Below are 18,122 nucleotides of genomic sequence, written 5' to 3'. Positions count from 1 at the left end.
ATGGCCGTGGACCTGAGACGCGCCGGGCCACCGGGCAGGCCCGATACGGCCGGCACGCAGCCCGCCGCCGCTCCGCGCCCAGCCGGCACACCGAGGACCGTCGGCATCGTCTGGGGGCTGCTGATCCTCAACACCCTCGGCTCCGCCGGGGCGAAGACCATCGTCCCGCTGCCCCGCTCCCTCATCCAGATAGTCACCATGGGCGCGCTCGTCGCCGCGTTCGCGCTGGCACTCGCACTCAATCTCCGGCTGCGCATCCGAGCCGGCGCCTACCTGTTCCTGCTCACCCTGCTGCTGGTGCCGAGCGTGATCTCCAGTGCGCACCTGCAGTCCGGGTTCGGCGCGCTGTTCCGGTGCTCCCGGCTGGCTCTCTTCATCGGCACGCTGTGGCTGCTCAGCCGCTGGTGGGACGGCGGCCCGACGTTCGTCCGGCACCACATCCGGATGTACTTCGCGGTGCTCGGGTCGGTGGCCGCAGGCCTGGTCGCCTCTCCGGGCGCGGCCATGCCCGATCTCTACGGAGGGCGGCTGGTCGGCGCGTTGTGGCCGCTCACGCCGCCGCAGATCGGGCAGTACGCCGCGGTGATCATCGGGCTTGCCGTGCTGCTCGTACTGGGCCGCAGGACCGACCGGGCCAGTGCGGCGGTGGTCATCGTGCCGTCGCTCGTCCTGCTCGCGCTGACCCACACCCGGACGGCCACGCTCGGCCTGTTCATCGGGCTGGCGCTGGCGATCGGCTCGCTCGTCCTGACCAGCGCCGCCGCCCGCCGGTTCTTCAGCTGGGCGGTGCTGTGCGCCGCGGTGGCCGCGGTGGCGCTCGGCCCCCTGCTGCAGACGTGGTTCCTGCGCGGACAGAGCAAGGAGAACTTCTCCAACCTCACCGGCCGGGCCAAGGTCTGGGACGCCCTGCTGGCAGCACCCAGGACGACCACGGAGCAGTTGTTCGGCGTGGGCCTGGGCGACAAGTCGTTCGGCGGGCTGCCGATCGACAACAGCTGGCTGGCCGTGTACAACGAGCAGGGCCTGACCGGCATCGCCCTGGTGGCGGCGATCATCATCGTGCTGGGCGGCATCGCGTTGCTGAAACCGCCGTCGCTGTCGAGGGCCTGCGCGATCTTCCTGATCAGCTACTGCGCGATCGCGTCGTACACCGAGGCCGGTCTGGGCGACGCCTCGCCGTATCTCCTGCATCTGGCCGTGGCCGCCTCGCTGTTGGCGGCACCTGTCGCGGCCGCACCCCTTCCGGTGCCCGAAGTCCGTCAACGACATCTCCCACGCTGGGCCAAGGATCGGAAGTGACCTCATACATGCACGTTCTCGTGGTGCACAACCGCTACTCCTCGGCGCAGCCGAGCGGGGAGAACAAAGTCGTCGACCAGGAGGCGGAGTTGCTGCGCGCAGCCGGCCACCGGGTCGAGGTGTTCGAACGGCGCAGCGACGACATCGCCGCCCGGTCCCTGCCGGGCAAGGTCGCGGTGCCGCTGCTGGTGCCGTGGAACCCGGCGGTCCGCGCGGAACTCGCCGCCCGGCTCCGTACCGAGCGGCCGGACGTGGTGCACGTCCACAACGTCTTCCCGCTCCTGTCGCCCGCGGTGCTGGCCGCCTGCGCCGACGCCGGCGTGCCCGCCGTCGCCACGCTGCACAACTACACCCAGGTCTGCCCGCCCGGCACGCTGCAGCGGGACGGCCGGCCGTGCACCGAGTGCGTCGGGTCGGCGCCGCTGCCCGCCGTCCGGCACGGCTGCTACCGGAACTCCCGGCTGGCGACGGTGCCGCTCGCGGTCAGTCTGTCGGTCAACCGGCGGCGGTGGTGGTCCGGCGTGGAGCGGTTCTTCTGCATCTCCGCGGCGCAGCGCGACGTCCTGGTACGGGCCGGCATGCCGCCCGAACGGCTGGCGGTGAAGCACAACTTCGTGCCCGAACCGGGCGTGCGCCGGTCGGGCGCCGGCGAGCACCTGCTCTATCTCGGCCGGCTCGCCGAGGCCAAGGGCGTGCGACTGCTCATGGCCGCATGGGACGAGATCGCCGCGAGCGGCGGTGCGGGCGTGCCGCTCGTGGTCGCCGGCGCGGGGCCGCTGGAGCGCGAGGTGACCGCCTGGGCGGCGGGCCGGGACGATGTGCGGTACGTGGGCCTGTACGACCAGGCCCAGTGCCGGCAGGCCATCGCGCAAGCGGTCGCCGTGGTGGCTCCCTCGACGTGGCTGGAGGCGTTCGGCCTGGTGGTCGTGGAGGCGATGGCGGCGGGGGTCCCGGCCGTCGCCGCCGGTCACGGCGCCTTCGTCGAACTCGTCGAGGACGGGGTGACGGGACTGCTGCACCGGCCGGGCGATTCCGCCTCGCTCGCGTCCTGCCTGCGCCGGATCACGGCCGGGCAGGCCGCCGACCGGGAGATGGGCCGGGCGGCCCGGCGCCGTTACGAACAGGGCTTCAGCCCGGCCGTCGGGCTGGAGCGCCTGGTGAAGGAGTACCGCACCGCGATCGCGGGGCGGTCGGCACTGGCTCGCGGCGGGGACACCCTCGCGAGCAGGGGGGACAGGAACAGCAGATGACACGATGCCGACTCTGCGGCTCGGAAGCGATGGCGAGCGTGGTCGACCTCGGAGCGACCCCGCCGTGCGAGAGCTTTCTCGCCGCGGACCAACTGGACCGGCCGGAACCGGCGTACCCGCTGCACCTGCGGGTCTGCACCGACTGCTGGCTCGCGCAGATCCCTCCGCTGATCACCCCGGAGGAAACGTTCACGCACTACGCGTACTTCTCCTCCTACTCGACCTCCTGGGTGGAGCACGCGCGCACTTTCGTCACCGACGCCGTCCAGCGGGTGGGCCTCGGCCCCGACGCCTTCGTCGTCGAAGTCGCGAGCAACGACGGGTACTTGCTGAAGCACGTGGTGGACCGCGGGATCCGCTGCCTCGGCATCGAGCCGTCGGTGAACGTCGGTGCCGCCGCGCGGGACGCGGGCGTGCCCACGCTCACGGAGTTCCTGTCCCCGGCCACCGGCTCGGCCGTCCGCGCCGAGCACGGCCCGGCGGACCTCGTCGTGGCCAACAACGTGTACGCGCACATCCCCGACGTGGTCGGGTTCACCCAGGGGCTGCGCGGCCTGGTCGCCGACGACGGCTGGGTCTCCATCGAGGTGCAGCACCTGCTGACCCTGATCGAGGAGAACCAGTACGACACGATCTACCACGAGCACTTCCAGTACTACACGGTCGCGTCCGCGACCCGGGCGCTGGCGAGCGGCGGACTCGCGCTCGTCGACGTCGAGTTGCTGCCCACCCACGGCGGCTCCATCCGGCTGTGGGCCCGGCCGGCCGAGGCGGCCGGCGAGCCGAGCCGCCGGGTGGCCGAGGTGCTGGACCGGGAGAAGGCCGCCGGGCTGCAGGAACTGTCCGGGTACACCGAGTTCTCCGCCCGCGTGGCCAAGGTGCGCCGGGACCTCCTGCGGTTCCTCATCGAAGCGGCCGAGCGCGGCGAGACGGTCGTCGGCTACGGCGCCCCGGGCAAGGGCAACACCCTGCTCAACCACTGCGGCATCCGGCCCGACCTGCTCCCGTACACGGTCGACCGCAACCCCTACAAACACGGCAGGTTCACCCCGGGCACCCGCATCCCGATCCTGCCGCCCGAGCAGATCGCCGCCGACCGGCCGGACTACGTCCTCGTCCTTCCCTGGAACCTGCGGACCGAGCTGGTCGAGCAGCTGTCCTTCGTGCACGACTGGGGCGGCCGGCTGGTCTTTCCCATCCCGGAACTGAGCATTGTCGAGGTCAAGAGATGAAGGTCGTCCTGTTCTGCGGCGGTTACGGGATGCGGATGCGCAGCGGCGCCTCCGACGACGTGCCCAAGCCGATGGCGATGGTCGGCCCGCGGCCGCTGATCTGGCACGTCATGCGCTACTACGCGCACTTCGGGCACACGGAGTTCATCCTGTGCCTCGGGTACGGGGCCCACCACATCAAGAACTTCTTCCTCAATTACGAAGAGACGACGTCCAACGACTTCGTGCTGCGCAACGGGCGGACCGAGCTGCTGTCCACCGACATCGCCGACTGGACGATCACGTTCGCGCAGACCGGCATCGAGTCACCGATCGGGGAGCGGCTGCGCCGGGTGCGGCACCACCTGGACGGCGACGAGATGTTCCTCGCCAACTACGCCGACGTGCTCACCGACGCCCCGCTGCCGGAGATGATCGACTCCTTCGCCCGGCGCGACGTCGGCGCGTCGATGATGGTGGTGCCGCCGCAGTCCTCGTTCCACTGCGTGGAACTGGGCGAGGACGGCCTGGTGGGGGGCATCACCGCGGTGAGCGAACTGCCGCTGTGGGAGAACGGCGGCTACTTCGTGCTCCGCCAGGAGGTCTTCGACCACATCCCGGAGAACGGGGACCTGGTCGCCGACGGATGCGCCGAACTGGCCAAGCGCGGACGGCTGGTGGCGCACCAGCACCGCGGCTTCTGGAAGCCGACCGACACCGTGAAGGAACGGGCCGCCCTCGACGCCGCCTACGCCCGGGGCGAGCGCCCGTGGGCCGTGTGGGAGCGGGCGGACGCCGGGGTGAGCGCGTGATCCGGCTCGGGGCCGGGCGCCTGGAGAGAATCGTCGCAGTGGGCGCGCACTGCGACGACATCGCCATCGGCGCGGGCGGCACGCTGCTGTCGCTGTGCCGCGCGCGGCCGGGTCTGCGCGTCGACGCCCTGGTGCTCTCGGGCGGCGGCAGCGACCGGGAGCAGGAGGAGCGGGCCGCCCTCGCCGCCTTCTGCCCGGGCGCCGAACTGCACCTGACCGTCCTCAAGTTGCCGGACGGCCGGCTGCCCGCGCACTGGGAAGAGGCCAAGGCCGCGGTCGAGGAGCTGCGCGGGCGGACCGAGCCGGATCTGATCCTGGCCCCGCGCACCGAGGACGCCCACCAGGACCACCGCGGCCTGGCACAGCTGATACCCACCGCGTTCCGCGACCACCTCGTGCTCGGCTACGAGATCGTCAAGTGGGACGCCGATCTCGGCCGTCCGACGGCGTACCAGCCGCTGTCGCCGGAGACCGCCGAACAGAAGGTGCGGCTGCTGCAGGAGCACTACCCCTCGCAACGGCACCGGCCCTGGTACGACCGGGAGGCCTTTCTCGGCCTCGCCCGGATCCGCGGCATCGAATGCCACGCGCGCTACGCCGAGGCGTTCGCCGTCACCAAACTCACTCTCGACCTGGGGGATTGAACCTTGCGCGTACTGCTGACCGGGCACCAGGGCTACCTGGGCACCGTGATGGCCCCGGTCCTCACGGCCGCCGGACACGAAGTCGTCGGCCTCGACGCCGGACTGTTCGCCGATTGCGTCCTCGGCCCGGCCCCCGCCGACCCGGCGGGGCACCGGGTGGACCTGCGCGACGTCACGGCCGACCACGTGGCCGGGGTGGACGCCGTGATCCACCTGGCCGCGCTGTCCAACGACCCGCTGGGCTCGCTGGCACCGGAACTCACCTACGACATCAACCACCACGCGTCCGTGCACCTGGCCCGACTGGCCCGCGACGCCGGGGTGCGGCGCTTCCTGTACGCGTCCACCTGCTCGGTCTACGGCGCCGCCGGCGGTGGCGACCTGGTGACCGAGGACGCCCCGCTGCGCCCGGTGACGCCGTACGCGGAGTCCAAGGTGCGGGTCGAGGACGACCTCCACGCGCTGTCCGACGGCGACTTCAGCCCGGTGTACATGCGCAACGCCACCGCCTTCGGCTACTCGCCCCGGCTGCGCGCCGACATCGTGCTGAACAACCTGGTGGGCCACGCGCTCCTGTCCGGCGAGGTGCTGGTGCTCTCCGACGGCACCCCCTGGCGCCCGCTGGTGCACGCCGCCGACATCGCACGGGCCTTCGCGGCCGCGCTGACCGCGCCCCGGGAAGCGGTGCACGACCGGGCGTTCAACATCGGCAGCGAGGTCAACAACGTCACGGTCGCCGAGATCGCCGAGCAGGTCGCCGAGGCGGTGTCCGGCTCGCGGGTGGTCATCACCGGGGAGACCGGCGCCGATCCGCGGTCGTACCGGGTGGACTTCTCCCGGTTCCGCACCGCGGTGCCCGGCTTCGACTGCGAGTGGACGGTGAAGCAGGGTGCGCACGAACTCGCCGACGCCTACCGGAAGTACGGGCTGACCCGGGAGGACTTCGAGCAGCGCTTCACCCGGCTGGCCGTGCTGCGCGCGGCGTCCGAGGCAGGCACCGTCGACGACACCCTGCGGCGGCGTCGATGACCACGACCGGCGAACGGATGCACGCCCTGGTGGAGCGGATGTACCCGCTCTGCCGGAGCATCACCGGCGACGGGGTGCGCGCCACCCTGGAGATCGTCGACGAGTACGTCCCGCTGCAGGTGCACGAGGTGCCGACCGGGACCCGAGTGCTCGACTGGACAGTGCCGCAGGAGTGGAACATCCGGGACGCGTACATCGCCGACACCGCGGGCAACCGGGTCGTCGACTTCGCCGCGTCCAGCCTGCACGTGCTCGGCTACAGCGTGCCGGTGTCGGCGACCATGCCCCTGGCCGAGCTGCGCGGACACCTGCACACCCTGCCGGACCACCCGGCCTGGGTGCCGTACCGCACCAGCTACTACAAGCCGGAATGGGGCTTCTGCCTGGCCCAGGAGACCCTCGACGCGCTGCCGGACGGCGAGTACGAGGTGCGCATCGACTCCACACTCGCGGACGGCCACCTCACCTACGCCGAGCACGTGGTCCCCGGGCAGGTCGCCGACGAGGTGATCGTCTCCTGCCACGTCTGCCACCCGTCGCTCGCCAACGACAACCTGGCCGGCATCGCGGTGGCGACGTTCCTGGCGCGGGCGCTGGCGGAGCAGACCCCCTACTACACCTACCGGTTCATCTACGCGCCCGGCACCATCGGGGCGATCACCTGGCTGGCCCGCAACGCGAAGTGGATCGAGAGGGTCAAGCACGGACTGGTGCTGGCCTGTGCCGGCGACCCGGGCCGGCTGACGTACAAGCAGAGCAGGCGCGGCCACGCGGAGATCGACCGGGTGATGCGGCACGTGCTGCGCGCATCCGAACGCCCGCACCACATAGTCGAGTTCACCCCGTACGGCTATGACGAGCGGCAGTTCTGCTCGCCCGGGTTCGACCTCGGCGTGGGCTCGCTCAGCCGGACCCCGTACGCCGGCTACCCCGAGTACCACACCTCGGCGGACAACCTCGACTTCGTCTCCCCGGAGGCGATGGCGGACACGCTCGCCGTCTGCCGCGAGGCATTCGCCGTGCTGGACCGCAACCGGCGGTACGTCAACCTCAGCCCCTACGGCGAGCCGCAGTTGGGCCGGCGCGGTCTGTACGACCCGCTCGGCGGCCGCAGCGACGCGAAGCAGGCCGAGATGGCCATGCTCTGGGTGCTCAGCCTCTCCGACGGCGAGCACAGTCTGCTGGACGTCGCCGAGCGGTCCGGGCTGCCCTTCGACACCGTCGCCGCCGCGGCCGGCGCCCTGCACGGCGCCGGGCTGATCAAGGCATGACGCGGATGTCCGCCGAGGGGGAGAACGCGATGGCACCGCCGGCCCCGGCCGGGCATGCCCGGCGGACCGCCAGGCGTGCCGTGGCCGGCCGGCTGTCCTGGGGGCTGGGCGACCAGGCGGTCTCCAGCCTGATCAACTTCGCGGTGGGCATCTACGTCGCCCGCGAGCTGGGGGTGACCGCGTTCGGCGTGTTCAGCCTGGCCTGGCTGACCTACGGCGTCGTGCTCAACGTGTCCCGAGGGCTGGCCACCGACCCGCTCATGGTGCGCTTCAGCGGCGTGCCGGAGGCGACCTGGCGCGCGGCGGCGGCCCGGTCGTCGGGCACCGCGCTCGCCGTCGGCGCCACCCTCGGCGCGGTCTGCCTGCTGGTCGGCCTCGGCCTCGGCGGCGCCGTGGGGCCCGCGTTCGCCTGCCTCGGCGTCGCCCTGCCGGCCCTGCTGCTCCAGGACTCCCGGCGGTTCGCGTTCTTCGCCGCCGGCGCCGGGCGGAAGGCGTTCGTCAACGACCTCGTTCAGGGCGTCGCACTCGTCCCGGCCATGGTCGTCGCGGCCAGGGTGGGCACCGTGTCCGCCTTCCTGCTGGCCTGGGGCGCCGCCGCTGCGGCGGCCGCCGGGTACGGCTTCCTCCAGTCCGGCATCCGGCCCCGGGTGACCCGGGCCCGCGGGTGGCTCCGCGAGCAGCGCGACCTCGGCTCCCGGTACCTGGTCGAGAACGTCAGCCTCAGCGGCGCGAGCCAGCTGCGGGCGTACGGGCTCGGCGCCATCGCCGGGGTCGGCGCGGTGGGTGCGGTCCGGGGCGCCGAGCTCCTGCTCGGCCCGTTCCTCGCCCTGCTGATGGGGCTGTCGCTGGTCACCGTGGCGGAGGCGGCACGGGTGCTGAGGCAGTCACCGCAACGGCTCGGCCGGTTCTGCCTCCTGCTGGGCGGCGGGCAGGCCGGCGCCGCGCTGCTGTGGGGCTCGGCGCTGCTGCTGATGCCGGACCGGGCCGGCGAGCTCGTCCTCGGCGACGTCTGGCACTCCGCCTCGCAGCTCATCCTGCCCGCCACGCTCGGCGTCGCGGGCGCCGGCCTGGGCAGCGGCGCGGCGGCCGGGCTGCGCGCGCTCGCCGCAGCCCGGCGCAGCCTGCGCTGCCAGTTGTTCGCCTCCGCCTGCTACCTCGGCGGCGGTATCGGCGGTGCGGCCGCGGCCGGCACGGCCGGCTCGGCCTGGGGCGTCGCCACCGCGACCGTCTGCAGCTCGGCCGTGTGGTGGCTGCAGCTGCGGTCCGCCCTGCGTGAGCGCCACCACCACACCACCCCCGAAGTGAGGACGCCATGACCGCCCACCCCAGGCTGAGCATCGGCCTGCCCGTCTACAACGGCGAGGAATACCTTGCCGAGTCGCTCGACGCCCTGCTCGGCCAGACCTACGAGGACTTCGAGCTGGTCGTCTCGGACAACGCCTCGGCCGACGGGACGCAGGACATCTGCCGCAAGTACGCCGCACAGGACTCGCGCATCCGGTACCTCCGGCTGCCCCGGAACATCGGCGCCGCGCCGAACCACAACTACGTGTTCACCCAGTGCCGCGGCGAGCTGTTCAAGTGGGCCTCGCACGACGACCTGTACGCCCGGGACCTGTTGCGGCGCTGTGTGGAGGCGCTGGACGAACGGCCGGACGTGATCCTCGCGCACTCCGGCCAGGCGGTCATCGACGGCGACGGCCGGGTGAAGGTCCCGTACGAGTACGGGCTCGACACCGACTCGCCGTTCGCGCCGGAGCGCTTCCGCAGTTTCCTGTTCGAGCCCGGTGGCGACGACTTCTACGGGGTGATGCGGGCCGACGTGCTGCGGCGCGTGAAGCCGCACGACAGCTACCATCACGCGGACCGCACGTTCGTCGCCGAGATCGTCCTGAACGGGCCCTTCCACCAGGTGCCGGAGCTGCTGTACTTCCGCCGCGACCACCCCACCCGCGCCGAGCGGGCCAACCCCGGCAAGCGCTCCCGGTGCATCAACCTGGACCCGCGCCGGGCAGGCCTGCTGCACCCGACGCCCCGGCTGCTCGCCGAGTACGTCTGGGGCTTCGCCTCGGCGATCCGGCGGGCGCCGTTGTCCGCGGCCGACCGGCGCGTGTGCTTCCGTCACCTGGCCGAGTGGATGACCAGCCGGGTCCGGCCGGGCGCCGGCGAGCGGGTCGAGGACCGCGCCCCCGTCGACCCGGGCCGGCTCGCCGTCTCCGTCGACGCCCTCGTCGCCGGTCGCGAGGGCCGTGAGGGCCGTGAGGGGAGACCGGCATGACGTCCGCGGGCGAAACCCCGGTGCGCGTCGGGGTGTTCGGCCTGCTCGGCTCCGGCAACCTCGGCAACGACGGGTCGCTGGAGGCCGTGCTCGGGTACCTCCGCGCCGAGCACCCGGAAGCGGTCGTGGACGCGCTGTGCGGCGGACCCGAGGTCGTCGCGACCCGGTACCGGATCCCCGCCACGCGGCTGCACTGGTACCGCGGGGAGTACCGGACCGCGTCGCGTGCGGGCGCGGTCGCGGCCAAGGGCCTGGGCAAACTCGTCGACGCCGTCCGCACCGCCGCCTGGGTGCGCCGGCACGACGTGGTGATCGTGCCGGGGATGGGTGTCCTGGAGGCCACGCTGCCGCTGCGGCCGTGGGGCTTCCCGTACGCGCTGTTCCTGCTCTGCGCGGCCGGCCGGCCGTTCGGCACCCGGGTCGCGCTGGTCGGCGTCGGCGCCGACGCGATCGGCAACCGGCCGACCCGGGCCCTGGTGCGCTGGTCGGCGCGGCTGGCCGCGTACCGGTCGTACCGGGACGCCCTGTCCCGCGACGCGATGCGGGAGATGGGCGTGGACACCGCGCGCGACGGGGTCTACCCGGACCTCGCCTTCGCCCTGCCGACGCCGCCTCCGGGCGCGCCGTCGGGTGCGCCGGGCCCGGTCTGCGTCGGCGTCATGGACTTCCACGGCGGCAACGACGACCGCGCCCGGGCCGAGGAGATCCACCGGCGCTACCTCGACGGGACAATCCGGTTCGTCCGCACGCTGGTCGAGGACGGCAGGCCGGTCCGGCTGGTCACCGGCGACGCGTGCGATGCGCCGGTGGTCGCCGCGATCCTCGACGCGGTGGACTCGCCGCTGGTCACCCCCGTCGAGGCGGCCTCGCTGGCCGACCTGATGAAGGAAATGGCGGCTGCCGACACCGTGGTGGCGACCCGCTACCACAACCTGGTCTGCGCGCTGAAGGTCGGCACGCCGACGCTCGCACTCAGCTACGCGGCGAAGAGCGATGCGCTCATGGACCGGATGGGGCTGGGCGCGTACTGCCACCCGGCCCGCGAGGTCGACGCCGACCGGCTGCTCGAACAGTTCCGGTCGCTGGAACAGCGATCGGCGGAGCTGCGACGGACCCTCACCGAGCGGAACATGACCGCCGCCCGGCAACTGGAGCAGCAGTTCACCGACTTGACCGCGGCCCTCTTCCCGGCGGCCGACAAAGCCCTGCAGGAGACCCCGTGAAAGCGACCGAAGTCCCGGCGATCGCCGGCGCGTACCTGTTCGAGCCGACGCCGTACGCCGACGAACGCGGCTTCTTCTGCCGCACCTTCGACGCCGACGTGGTCCGCTCGGTGGGCCTCGACCCGGACACCTTCATCCAGGACAGCGTGTCCCGCTCGGCCCGGGGCGTGCTGCGCGGCCTGCACCTGCGCTCCGGCGCTGGCGAGGCCAAGCTGGTGCGGTGCTCGTACGGGAGGATCTTCGACGTCGTCGTGGACCTGCGGACGGACTCGCCGACCTACCGCAACCGGGCCTTCTTCGAACTGTCCGGAGAGACGCAGGCGACCCTGTACATCCCAGCGGGGTGCGCGCACGGCTTCCAGGCGCTGACCGAAACCGCCGACACCTCGTACCGGATCGACCGCCCGCACGATCCGGCCGAGGACGTGACGATCGCCTTCGACGACCCGGAGCTTGCCATTCCCTGGCCGCTGCCGGTCACATCGATGTCCCGACGGGACCGGGAGGCGCCGAGCCTCGCCGAAGTCCTGAAGCAGAAAGAGAGCTGAAGTCACCGTGGACACCGAAGAGTTCATGCTGCCCCGGTCGCGCATGGCGAACGAGCGGCTGCACGCCATGATCCCCGGGGGCGCGCACACCTACGCCAAGGGCGACGACCAGTACCCCGAGAACCTGGCCCCGGTCATCAGCCACGGCCGCGGTGCCCACGTGTGGGACATCGACGGCAACCGCTACATCGAGTACGGCTCCGGCCTGCGGTCGGTCAGCCTCGGCCACGCCCACCCGCGCGTGACCGAGGCGGTGCGGCGGGAGCTCGACCGCGGCAGCAACTTCGTCCGGCCGTCCGTCCTGGAGGTCGAGGCCGCCGAACGTTTCCTGGCCACGGTGCCGACCGCCGAGATGGTGAAGTTCGCGAAGAACGGCTCCGACGTCACCACCGCCGCGGTGCGACTGGCCCGCGCCGTCACCGGCCGCCCGCGGGTGGCCATTTGCGGCGACCACCCGTTCTTCTCCGTCGACGACTGGTTCATCGGCACCACGCCGATGTCCGCCGGCATCCCGGAGGCGATCACCGAACTCACCGTGGCGTTCCCGTACGGGGACTTGGCCGCCACCGAGGAACTGCTCACCCGCCACCAGGACGAGATCGCCTGCCTGATCCTCGAACCTGCCGGCCACACCGAGCCTCCGCCCGGGTACCTCGCCGGCCTGCGCGAACTGGCCGACCGGCACGGCTGCGTACTGATCTTCGATGAGATGATCACCGGCTTCCGCTGGTCCGAGGGAGGTGCCCAGGGCCTGTACGGCGTCGTCCCCGACCTCTCCACGTTCGGCAAGGCACTGGGCAACGGATTCGCCGTCTCTGCACTGGCTGGGCGCCGCGAGCTGATGGAGCGGGGCGGACTGCGTCACTCCGGCGACCGGGTGTTCCTGCTGTCCACCACGCACGGTGCGGAGACGCACTCGCTGGCCGCCGCGATGGCCGTGCAGACCGTCTACGCCGAGGAGGGCATCACCGCGCGGCTGCACGCCCTGGGGGAGCGGCTGGCCGCCGGTGTTCGCGACGCCGCGGCGAGCATGGGCGTCGGCGACCACATCGTCGTCCGGGGCCGGCCCAGCAACCTGGTCTTCGCCACCCTCGACGAGAACCGGCAGCCGTCGCAGCCGTACCGCACCCTGTTCTTGCGCCGACTCCTCGCGGGCGGGGTGCTGGCCCCGTCGTTCGTGGTGAGCAGTGCACTCGACGACGCCGACATCGATCACACCGTCGACGTGGTGGCCCAGGCATGTGCGGTGTACCGGAAGGCACTTGACGCCGCCGACCCCACTCCCTGGCTGGCCGGGCGACCGGTGAAGCCCGTGTTCCGCCGCTTGGCGTGACGCAGCGTCAGCAGTCCTTCTGCCGACCGGCGTCGACCAGCCGGTCGGTCAGCCATGCGGTCGTCGGCACCACCGCCAGCGCGGTGCACCAGCCGCCGAGGGCGTCGGTCGGGTAGTGCGCGCCCAGAGCGACCTCCGCCCAGCCCATGGCGGCGCCGGCCACCAGCCCCGCGGCGAGCACGAGCAACGTACCGGCCGTCCTGCCCAGGCCGAGTCGGCCGGTCACCAGCAGAGCCAGAACGAGGGTGAGCGCGGTGAAGAAGGCGGTGTGTCCGCTCGGGTAGGACAGGTTGTCGTCGCCGTGGATGGTGCGTCCCGCCAGGGACTTGATCAGTGTCGCCGTCCCCACGGTGATGCCGACCCCGGCAACGACGAACACCACTGCGCGAGGACGCCGAAGCAGCAGGCAGCCCGTCACGATGACCGCGACCAGCGCCGCCGACCCGGCGGGCTCCCCCAAGAAGTCCATGCCCAGGGCGACTTGCCGCCACGGCGGCCGCACAGTGTCCGCCGTCGGGTCGACGATCCACCTGTCCACTGTGCCGGGCCGGCTGTGGCCGGCGTACAGGACCCCGAGCACGACGACCACGAGCGCGGCGAGGGCCGCGATCGGCCCGAGCCATGCGCGTAGCGCTGGGGGTAGCACGGCGACCTGACGACAACTCCCCACCGACGAGCCCCCCGTTGTCTCTGCTTGCGACCCTAAACTTACGGTGCGGGTGCCGCGTCCCGTAAGGGGCGCGGGGCTGTGTTGCATCATGCGGCTCCGCCGCGTGGGCGCGACCAGCCCCCACCGGCCCGCAGCGACCGGACCGCGCCGCTCAGGGGGCCCTCCGCACGTGGGTGGTGCCGGCGCCGAGGGGCGCGCCGTCGGCCCCGGTCGGCGCGAGGTCCGGCACCGGGGCGCCGTGCTGGTCGACAAGGGTGGAGTGGGTCTCGCCCGGGCCGTAGGCGTGGCGCTCTCCCCACTGGCGCAGGGTGACGATGACCGCGAAGAGGTCGTGCCCGGCGTCGGTCAGCACGTATTCCTGGCGGCGGCCCGACGGTGCGGTGCGCTGGGCGAGGAGCCCGTGAGCGGTGAGCTTGCGGAGTCGGTCCGTGAGGATGTTGCGGGCGATGCCGGTGCGTCGCTGGAACTCGGTGAACGACCGTGCCCCGTCCATCGCGTCGCGGACGACGAGCAGGCTCCACCTGTCGCCGACGAGGTCGAGCGTGCGGGCGACGGGGCAGTCGGGGTCGGTCCATTCGGAGTTCGGGGCGCACGTGGTGGTACGCGACATGACACCTCCCGATGAGTTGCGGATTGAAACCATCATGCCGTACGGTCGAATCGGTTGCAATCTGCTACCGATTGGGGATGGGGCGCAATGAACATGTGGCGGCGTCTGCTGCTCGCGGTGGTGTGCGGTGTCGCGGTGGCGGGCATCTATGCTGCGCAGCCGGTTCTGGAGCCGATGGGACGCGATCTCGGTCTGCCGGCGGATCTCTCCGGATGGATCGTCTCGACCGGCCAGTTCGGCTATATCGCGGGGCTGTTGCTGCTGGTGCCGCTCGGCGATGTGGTGGCCGACAGGCGCAGGCTCATCGCGGTGCACCTGGCCGTCACCGCGGCGGGCATGATCCTGACGGCCGTGGCGTCGGCCGCGTGGATGGCGTTCCTCGGGCTCGCGGCGGCCGGGGTGTTCGCGGTGGTGGTGCAGACCACGGTGGCCTACGCCGCGTCAATCTCGTCGCCTGCCGAACGCGGCCGGAACATCGGTGTCGTGACCTCGGGCGTCGTGATCGGCATCCTGGGTGCGCGGGTCGTCACCGGCGCGCTCGCCGACGTGTGGAGCTGGCGGAGCATCTACGTCGTGCTCGCGGCGCTGTCGGTCGGGCTCGCGGCCCTCGTCCTCGCCGTGCTGCCGCCGGACGAACGCGCCGACGGACCCGCAGGTCCGGGGTACCGGCAGACCCTCGGCTCGCTCGGCGGACTGTTCACGGAGCGCCTCTTCCTGACGCGCGGGCTCATCACGTTCTTCCTGTTCGCGTCGTTCGGAACGCTGTGGAGCGGAGTGGCCCTGCCGCTGGCGGACGCGCCATGGCATCTGAACGAGAGTGAAATCGGATGGTTCGGCATCGCCGGCGTCGCCGGGGCGCTCGGCGCGGCACGCGCGGGACGATGGGCGGACGCGGGACGGGCGATCCCGGTCAGCGGTCTCGCACTCGTCCTGCTGATCGCCTCGTGGGCGGCGATCGGGCAGCTGCCGTGGGCGTTGTGGCTCCTCGTCATCGGCATCGTCGCCCTCGACTTCGCCGTCCAGGTCGTCCACGTGAGCAACCAGCACATGCTCACCTCCGCGCACCCGGACCGCCTCAGCAGCGTCATCGGCAGCTACATGGTCTTCTACTCACTCGGCTCCGCCCTCGGCGCGGCCGCGACCACCTCCGTCCACACCTCCCACGGCTGGGCGGGCTCCAGCCTCCTCGGGGCCGGTTTCGCGGCCTGCGGGCTGATCGTCTGGGCGGCTGACGTAGTACTCCGGTGGACCTCCGTCTCCGCCGTGCGGCAGATACGGCCCCTACCTGCGAACGATGCCTGTGGGAACCGGCATTGACGATGATCAATGGGCATCCCGAAGCCCTCCGATCGGAGCCCCGCATGCTGAACAGGACCCTGCGCGCCACCGCCCTCCTCGCCGTCGTGGCTGCCGTCGCCGCGCCCGTCGCCGTCGCGGCGCCTGCGCCGGATACCGCCACCGTCTCCTCGCTCTCCTCGCTCAAGGGCGAAGCGCGCATGGACTATCCCGTCGCGAACCAGGAGGTACGGGTGTCCGTCGACGCCCGCTCCACGTACACCGCGAGCAGCATCCCGCAGCGCTCCTGGGGCACCTTCCGTATCTCGCACGCTCAGGACGGCAAGGTGTACTGGGGCGAGTTCAAGGTCGACTGCCTCACCACCGGCGGCCCCACCGCTACCGTTACCGGCCGCCTGGTCCGCACCAGCCCCGGCCACCCTTGGCGCACCATGCTGGACCCGCACACCCGCATGGGCGTGAGCTTCTTCGTCCCGGAGAAGGGCGAGGCCCGCATCGGGCTCTCCGGAGCCACCAAGAAGGGCGAGCCGCTGCTCACGAAGTGCATGGCACCCGCCGCCGACGCGAAGGTCGTCGACGGCGGGTACACCCTGAGCGACCGCAACAGCTAAGCGCTCCGCTGCTCAGCGCGCCCTTCCGCGTGGTTTGAGCGCCACCGGCGGTAGTTGGGGAGCAGGCAGTGGGGCCCCCTCGTAGCCGTGCACCGTGCCGAAGCGGGAGCCGGTCATCCAGTCCGAACGGGCCTGCGCGATGTCCTCGTGCGAACGCCCCACAAAATTCCACCACATGACGATCCGCTCCTCGAACGGCTCGCCGCCCAGCAGCATGAACGCGCTGTCCACGTCGGCGCGCAGCGGCAGTTCGCGTCGCCCGCAGCCCAGGTAGAGGAGTGAGCCGGGGGCCAGGCGGACGCCGTCGACCTCGGCCTCGCCGGACATGGTCAGGGCCGCGTACTCGAAGTCCGGCTGCACCGGCAGTCGGGCCGAGGAGCCCGCGGGCAGGGTGATGTCGGCGCCGACGAGCGGGGTGAAGGCGGTGGCGGGGGAGCGCGCCCCGTCGAGTTCGCCCATGATGACGGTGGCGTCGAGGCCGCCGCCCGTCACGCGCGGCAGCTCGGCATGGTGTTCCCACGCGGGGTCCGTGTGCCGGTGGGCGTCGGGCAGGGCCACCCACAGCTGGGCGCCGTGCAGCACGGAAGCATGCTCGCGCGGGGACTCCTCGGAGTGCGCGATGGCGCGCCCCGAGGTCATCAGCCCCAACTGCCCCGGGCGCAGGGTCTGCAGGCTGCCGAGGCTGTCGCGGTGCAGGATCTCCCCGGCGTGCAGCCAGCTGACGGTCTGCAGCCCCATGTGCGGGTGCGGAGCGACCTGCATGCCGGGCTCGTCGGCGATGTCGTCCGGGCCGTAGTGGTCGACGAAGCACCAGGCGCCGATCATCCGGCGGCCGATGCCCGGCAGCAGGCGGCGCACGATCGTGCTCTCGCCGAGCGGTACGTCCTTGGCGGGCAGCAGCTCGCGCACCGGCTGCGCCGTGATGTCCTGGCGGCCGCCGCACCCGGTGGGGGTGGGCTGGAGGTCGAGGTTGCTCATGACGGACACCCTGCCACCTCCCACCTCCCGACCGGACGTCAGCGCAGGGCGCTGAGGCCCGGCACGAACGTCACCAGCACCGGGACGAACGGCACCAGTGCCGCCACGGCCGTCAGCCGCAGCCGGTGTGCGGCGGTGAGCCGGGGCGCGGGGGCCAGCAGCCGGTCCACGCGGCCCGGCAGGTGCGAGGCGCCGGCCGGGCAGGGGCCGAACACCCCGCGGTCCTCGTTGAGTTCGACCAGGGCGAGCGCGGTGGTCAGCCGCCCGAAGCGGCGGGAGGCGCAGTCGTCCGCCGCGAGCTCGACCAGGTGGTGCACCTGGTCGCGGAAGGCGGCGAAGACCGGGACCTGGGGGAAGCCGTGGGCCAGCGCCGAGGAGCAGTGCAGCAGCCAGTCGTGCCGGGCCCGGGCGTGTCCCTGCTCGTGGGCCAGCACCGCATCGAGCTGCGTCCCCTTCAGCCGGCGCAGCGCCCCTGTGGTGATCACCAGCTGGGGTGCGGGGCCGCCGCGCAGCAGCCAGGCGTCGGGCCGGTCGCCCTCCAGCACCACCAGCCGTTCCGTGCCCGGTGCTTCTCCGGGCAGCCTGGGGGAGCGGAGCCGCAGTTCGACGCGGCGGCGCCGGCGGCGCGCCCGCGCTCCGCGGACCTCGCGGGTCAGCATCGCCGCCGTCCACACGGCGCCGGACGCAAGGGTGATGGCCAGCGGCGCCGCCCACGCGCTGTGGGCGCCGAGGGCATAGGCCTCCACCACCCCGCGCGGGGCGGGGGCGAAGACGTTGCCGCGGACGGCCTCCCAGGCCTCGGCGGCGCTCAGCGACATGGCGAGAACACAGCACAGCAGCACGGCCGCCACCACGCACTGCCACACCCACAGGGCGACGACCGGCTCGCGGACGGGCCAGTCGGCGCGGGTCAGCACGCGTGGCGCCACGGCCGCCGCCAGTCCGCCGAGGACCAGCAACGCGAGCGTGACCATCATGGCGCCACCCTATGAGCGCGCCCCTGCCCGGGGGTACGGCTCGGACGGCGAAGTGACGCAGACCACGGGAACCGCGGACGGT

General features: G+C 72.4%; 18 protein-coding genes. 14 read left to right on the top strand and 4 right to left on the bottom strand.

Annotated features, from left to right (window positions below):
• The 12 genes from ACWD4B_RS08300 to ACWD4B_RS08245 are packed head-to-tail and all read left to right on the top strand — an operon-like array spanning position 1 to position 12,898.
• Positions 1-1,299 carry an O-antigen ligase domain-containing protein gene (locus ACWD4B_RS08300; RefSeq protein ID WP_451420044.1) on the top strand — a complete coding sequence of 433 codons (1,299 nt, stop codon included), beginning with the start codon at positions 1-3 and terminating at the stop codon, positions 1,297-1,299.
• 8 nt (positions 1,300-1,307) lie between these two features.
• Positions 1,308-2,549, top strand: coding sequence for a glycosyltransferase (locus ACWD4B_RS08295; RefSeq protein ID WP_451420079.1), 1,242 nt, complete (start codon positions 1,308-1,310; stop codon positions 2,547-2,549).
• Entirely contained in the window at positions 2,546-3,781 is a 1,236-nt protein-coding gene (locus ACWD4B_RS08290; protein WP_451420043.1) for a class I SAM-dependent methyltransferase, read from the top strand. Before ACWD4B_RS08295 ends, ACWD4B_RS08290 begins: the two co-directional genes overlap by 4 nt.
• Positions 3,778-4,572, top strand: a complete 795-nt coding sequence (locus tag ACWD4B_RS08285) for a glucose-1-phosphate cytidylyltransferase (RefSeq protein ID WP_451420042.1) — start codon at positions 3,778-3,780, stop codon at positions 4,570-4,572. Before ACWD4B_RS08290 ends, ACWD4B_RS08285 begins: the two co-directional genes overlap by 4 nt.
• Complete coding sequence (locus ACWD4B_RS08280) at positions 4,569-5,216, top strand: PIG-L deacetylase family protein (protein WP_451420041.1); 648 nt, start codon at positions 4,569-4,571, stop codon at positions 5,214-5,216. The genes ACWD4B_RS08285 and ACWD4B_RS08280 overlap by 4 nt, the downstream gene beginning before the upstream one ends.
• A 3-nt stretch (positions 5,217-5,219) precedes the next feature.
• Positions 5,220-6,245: an NAD-dependent epimerase/dehydratase family protein gene (locus ACWD4B_RS08275; protein WP_451420040.1), complete on the top strand. Its 1,026-nt coding sequence runs from the start codon at positions 5,220-5,222 to the stop codon at positions 6,243-6,245.
• Complete coding sequence (locus ACWD4B_RS08270) at positions 6,242-7,516, top strand: DUF4910 domain-containing protein (RefSeq protein ID WP_451420039.1); 1,275 nt, start codon at positions 6,242-6,244, stop codon at positions 7,514-7,516. Before ACWD4B_RS08275 ends, ACWD4B_RS08270 begins: the two co-directional genes overlap by 4 nt.
• 5 nt (positions 7,517-7,521) lie before the next feature.
• A complete protein-coding gene (locus ACWD4B_RS08265) occupies positions 7,522-8,832 on the top strand; it encodes a hypothetical protein (protein ID WP_451420078.1) in 1,311 nt (436 codons plus the stop codon).
• Positions 8,829-9,794: a glycosyltransferase family 2 protein gene (locus ACWD4B_RS08260; protein ID WP_451420038.1), complete on the top strand. Its 966-nt coding sequence runs from the start codon at positions 8,829-8,831 to the stop codon at positions 9,792-9,794. Before ACWD4B_RS08265 ends, ACWD4B_RS08260 begins: the two co-directional genes overlap by 4 nt.
• Entirely contained in the window at positions 9,791-11,017 is a 1,227-nt protein-coding gene (locus ACWD4B_RS08255) for a polysaccharide pyruvyl transferase family protein (protein WP_451420037.1), read from the top strand. The genes ACWD4B_RS08260 and ACWD4B_RS08255 overlap by 4 nt, the downstream gene beginning before the upstream one ends.
• Positions 11,014-11,565 (top strand): dTDP-4-dehydrorhamnose 3,5-epimerase, encoded by a 552-nt coding sequence (rfbC, locus tag ACWD4B_RS08250; RefSeq protein ID WP_451420036.1) that lies wholly within the window; start codon positions 11,014-11,016, stop codon positions 11,563-11,565. The genes ACWD4B_RS08255 and rfbC overlap by 4 nt, the downstream gene beginning before the upstream one ends.
• A gap of 7 nt (positions 11,566-11,572) precedes the next feature.
• Positions 11,573-12,898: a glutamate-1-semialdehyde 2,1-aminomutase gene (locus ACWD4B_RS08245; RefSeq protein ID WP_451420035.1), complete on the top strand. Its 1,326-nt coding sequence runs from the start codon at positions 11,573-11,575 to the stop codon at positions 12,896-12,898.
• A gap of 7 nt (positions 12,899-12,905) precedes the next feature.
• On the opposite strand, the gene ACWD4B_RS08240 is transcribed toward ACWD4B_RS08245, so the two are convergent.
• Positions 12,906-13,544 carry a phosphatase PAP2 family protein gene (locus tag ACWD4B_RS08240; protein WP_451420034.1) on the bottom strand — a complete coding sequence of 213 codons (639 nt, stop codon included), beginning with the start codon at positions 13,542-13,544 and terminating at the stop codon, positions 12,906-12,908.
• A gap of 175 nt (positions 13,545-13,719) precedes the next feature.
• Positions 13,720-14,178 (bottom strand): winged helix-turn-helix transcriptional regulator, encoded by a 459-nt coding sequence (locus ACWD4B_RS08235; RefSeq protein WP_451420033.1) that lies wholly within the window; start codon positions 14,176-14,178, stop codon positions 13,720-13,722.
• An 87-nt stretch (positions 14,179-14,265) separates the two neighbouring features.
• Here ACWD4B_RS08235 and ACWD4B_RS08230 point away from each other — a divergent pair, with 87 nt between their 5' ends.
• A complete protein-coding gene (locus ACWD4B_RS08230; RefSeq protein WP_451420032.1) occupies positions 14,266-15,495 on the top strand; it encodes an MFS transporter in 1,230 nt (409 codons plus the stop codon).
• Between the two features lie 44 nt (positions 15,496-15,539).
• Positions 15,540-16,085, top strand: coding sequence for a hypothetical protein (locus ACWD4B_RS08225; protein WP_451420031.1), 546 nt, complete (start codon positions 15,540-15,542; stop codon positions 16,083-16,085).
• A 12-nt stretch (positions 16,086-16,097) separates the two neighbouring features.
• On the opposite strand, the gene ACWD4B_RS08220 is transcribed toward ACWD4B_RS08225, so the two are convergent.
• Together ACWD4B_RS08220 and ACWD4B_RS08215 are read right to left on the bottom strand one after the other, a co-directional pair.
• Positions 16,098-17,063, bottom strand: coding sequence for a pirin family protein (locus tag ACWD4B_RS08220; RefSeq protein WP_451420030.1), 966 nt, complete (start codon positions 17,061-17,063; stop codon positions 16,098-16,100).
• A gap of 38 nt (positions 17,064-17,101) precedes the next feature.
• Complete coding sequence (locus ACWD4B_RS08215) at positions 17,102-18,040, bottom strand: M56 family metallopeptidase (protein ID WP_451420029.1); 939 nt, start codon at positions 18,038-18,040, stop codon at positions 17,102-17,104.
• Positions 18,041-18,122 lie beyond the last annotated feature (82 nt).

The sequence above is a fragment of the Streptomyces sp. NPDC002536 genome (genome assembly GCF_053594995.1).
Note: the sequence above shows the minus strand (reverse complement) of the source record. Positions and strands in the feature narration are given on the sequence as shown.

What these genes read in the sequence shown, in the direction of transcription:
- ACWD4B_RS08300 (WP_451420044.1), top strand. Translation starts at nt 1, where the DNA reads ATGGCCGTGGACCTGAGACGCGCCGGGCCACCGGGCAGGCCCGATACG.
- ACWD4B_RS08225 (WP_451420031.1), top strand. Translation starts at nt 15,540, where the DNA reads ATGCTGAACAGGACCCTGCGCGCCACCGCCCTCCTCGCCGTCGTGGCT.
- ACWD4B_RS08235 (WP_451420033.1), bottom strand. Translation starts at nt 14,178, where the DNA reads ATGTCGCGTACCACCACGTGCGCCCCGAACTCCGAATGGACCGACCCC.
- ACWD4B_RS08270 (WP_451420039.1), top strand. Translation starts at nt 6,242, where the DNA reads ATGACCACGACCGGCGAACGGATGCACGCCCTGGTGGAGCGGATGTAC.
- ACWD4B_RS08285 (WP_451420042.1), top strand. Translation starts at nt 3,778, where the DNA reads ATGAAGGTCGTCCTGTTCTGCGGCGGTTACGGGATGCGGATGCGCAGC.
- ACWD4B_RS08255 (WP_451420037.1), top strand. Translation starts at nt 9,791, where the DNA reads ATGACGTCCGCGGGCGAAACCCCGGTGCGCGTCGGGGTGTTCGGCCTG.
- ACWD4B_RS08290 (WP_451420043.1), top strand. Translation starts at nt 2,546, where the DNA reads ATGACACGATGCCGACTCTGCGGCTCGGAAGCGATGGCGAGCGTGGTC.
- ACWD4B_RS08295 (WP_451420079.1), top strand. Translation starts at nt 1,308, where the DNA reads ATGCACGTTCTCGTGGTGCACAACCGCTACTCCTCGGCGCAGCCGAGC.
- ACWD4B_RS08260 (WP_451420038.1), top strand. Translation starts at nt 8,829, where the DNA reads ATGACCGCCCACCCCAGGCTGAGCATCGGCCTGCCCGTCTACAACGGC.
- ACWD4B_RS08220 (WP_451420030.1), bottom strand. Translation starts at nt 17,063, where the DNA reads ATGAGCAACCTCGACCTCCAGCCCACCCCCACCGGGTGCGGCGGCCGC.
- ACWD4B_RS08265 (WP_451420078.1), top strand. Translation starts at nt 7,522, where the DNA reads ATGTCCGCCGAGGGGGAGAACGCGATGGCACCGCCGGCCCCGGCCGGG.
- ACWD4B_RS08215 (WP_451420029.1), bottom strand. Translation starts at nt 18,040, where the DNA reads ATGATGGTCACGCTCGCGTTGCTGGTCCTCGGCGGACTGGCGGCGGCC.
- ACWD4B_RS08230 (WP_451420032.1), top strand. Translation starts at nt 14,266, where the DNA reads ATGAACATGTGGCGGCGTCTGCTGCTCGCGGTGGTGTGCGGTGTCGCG.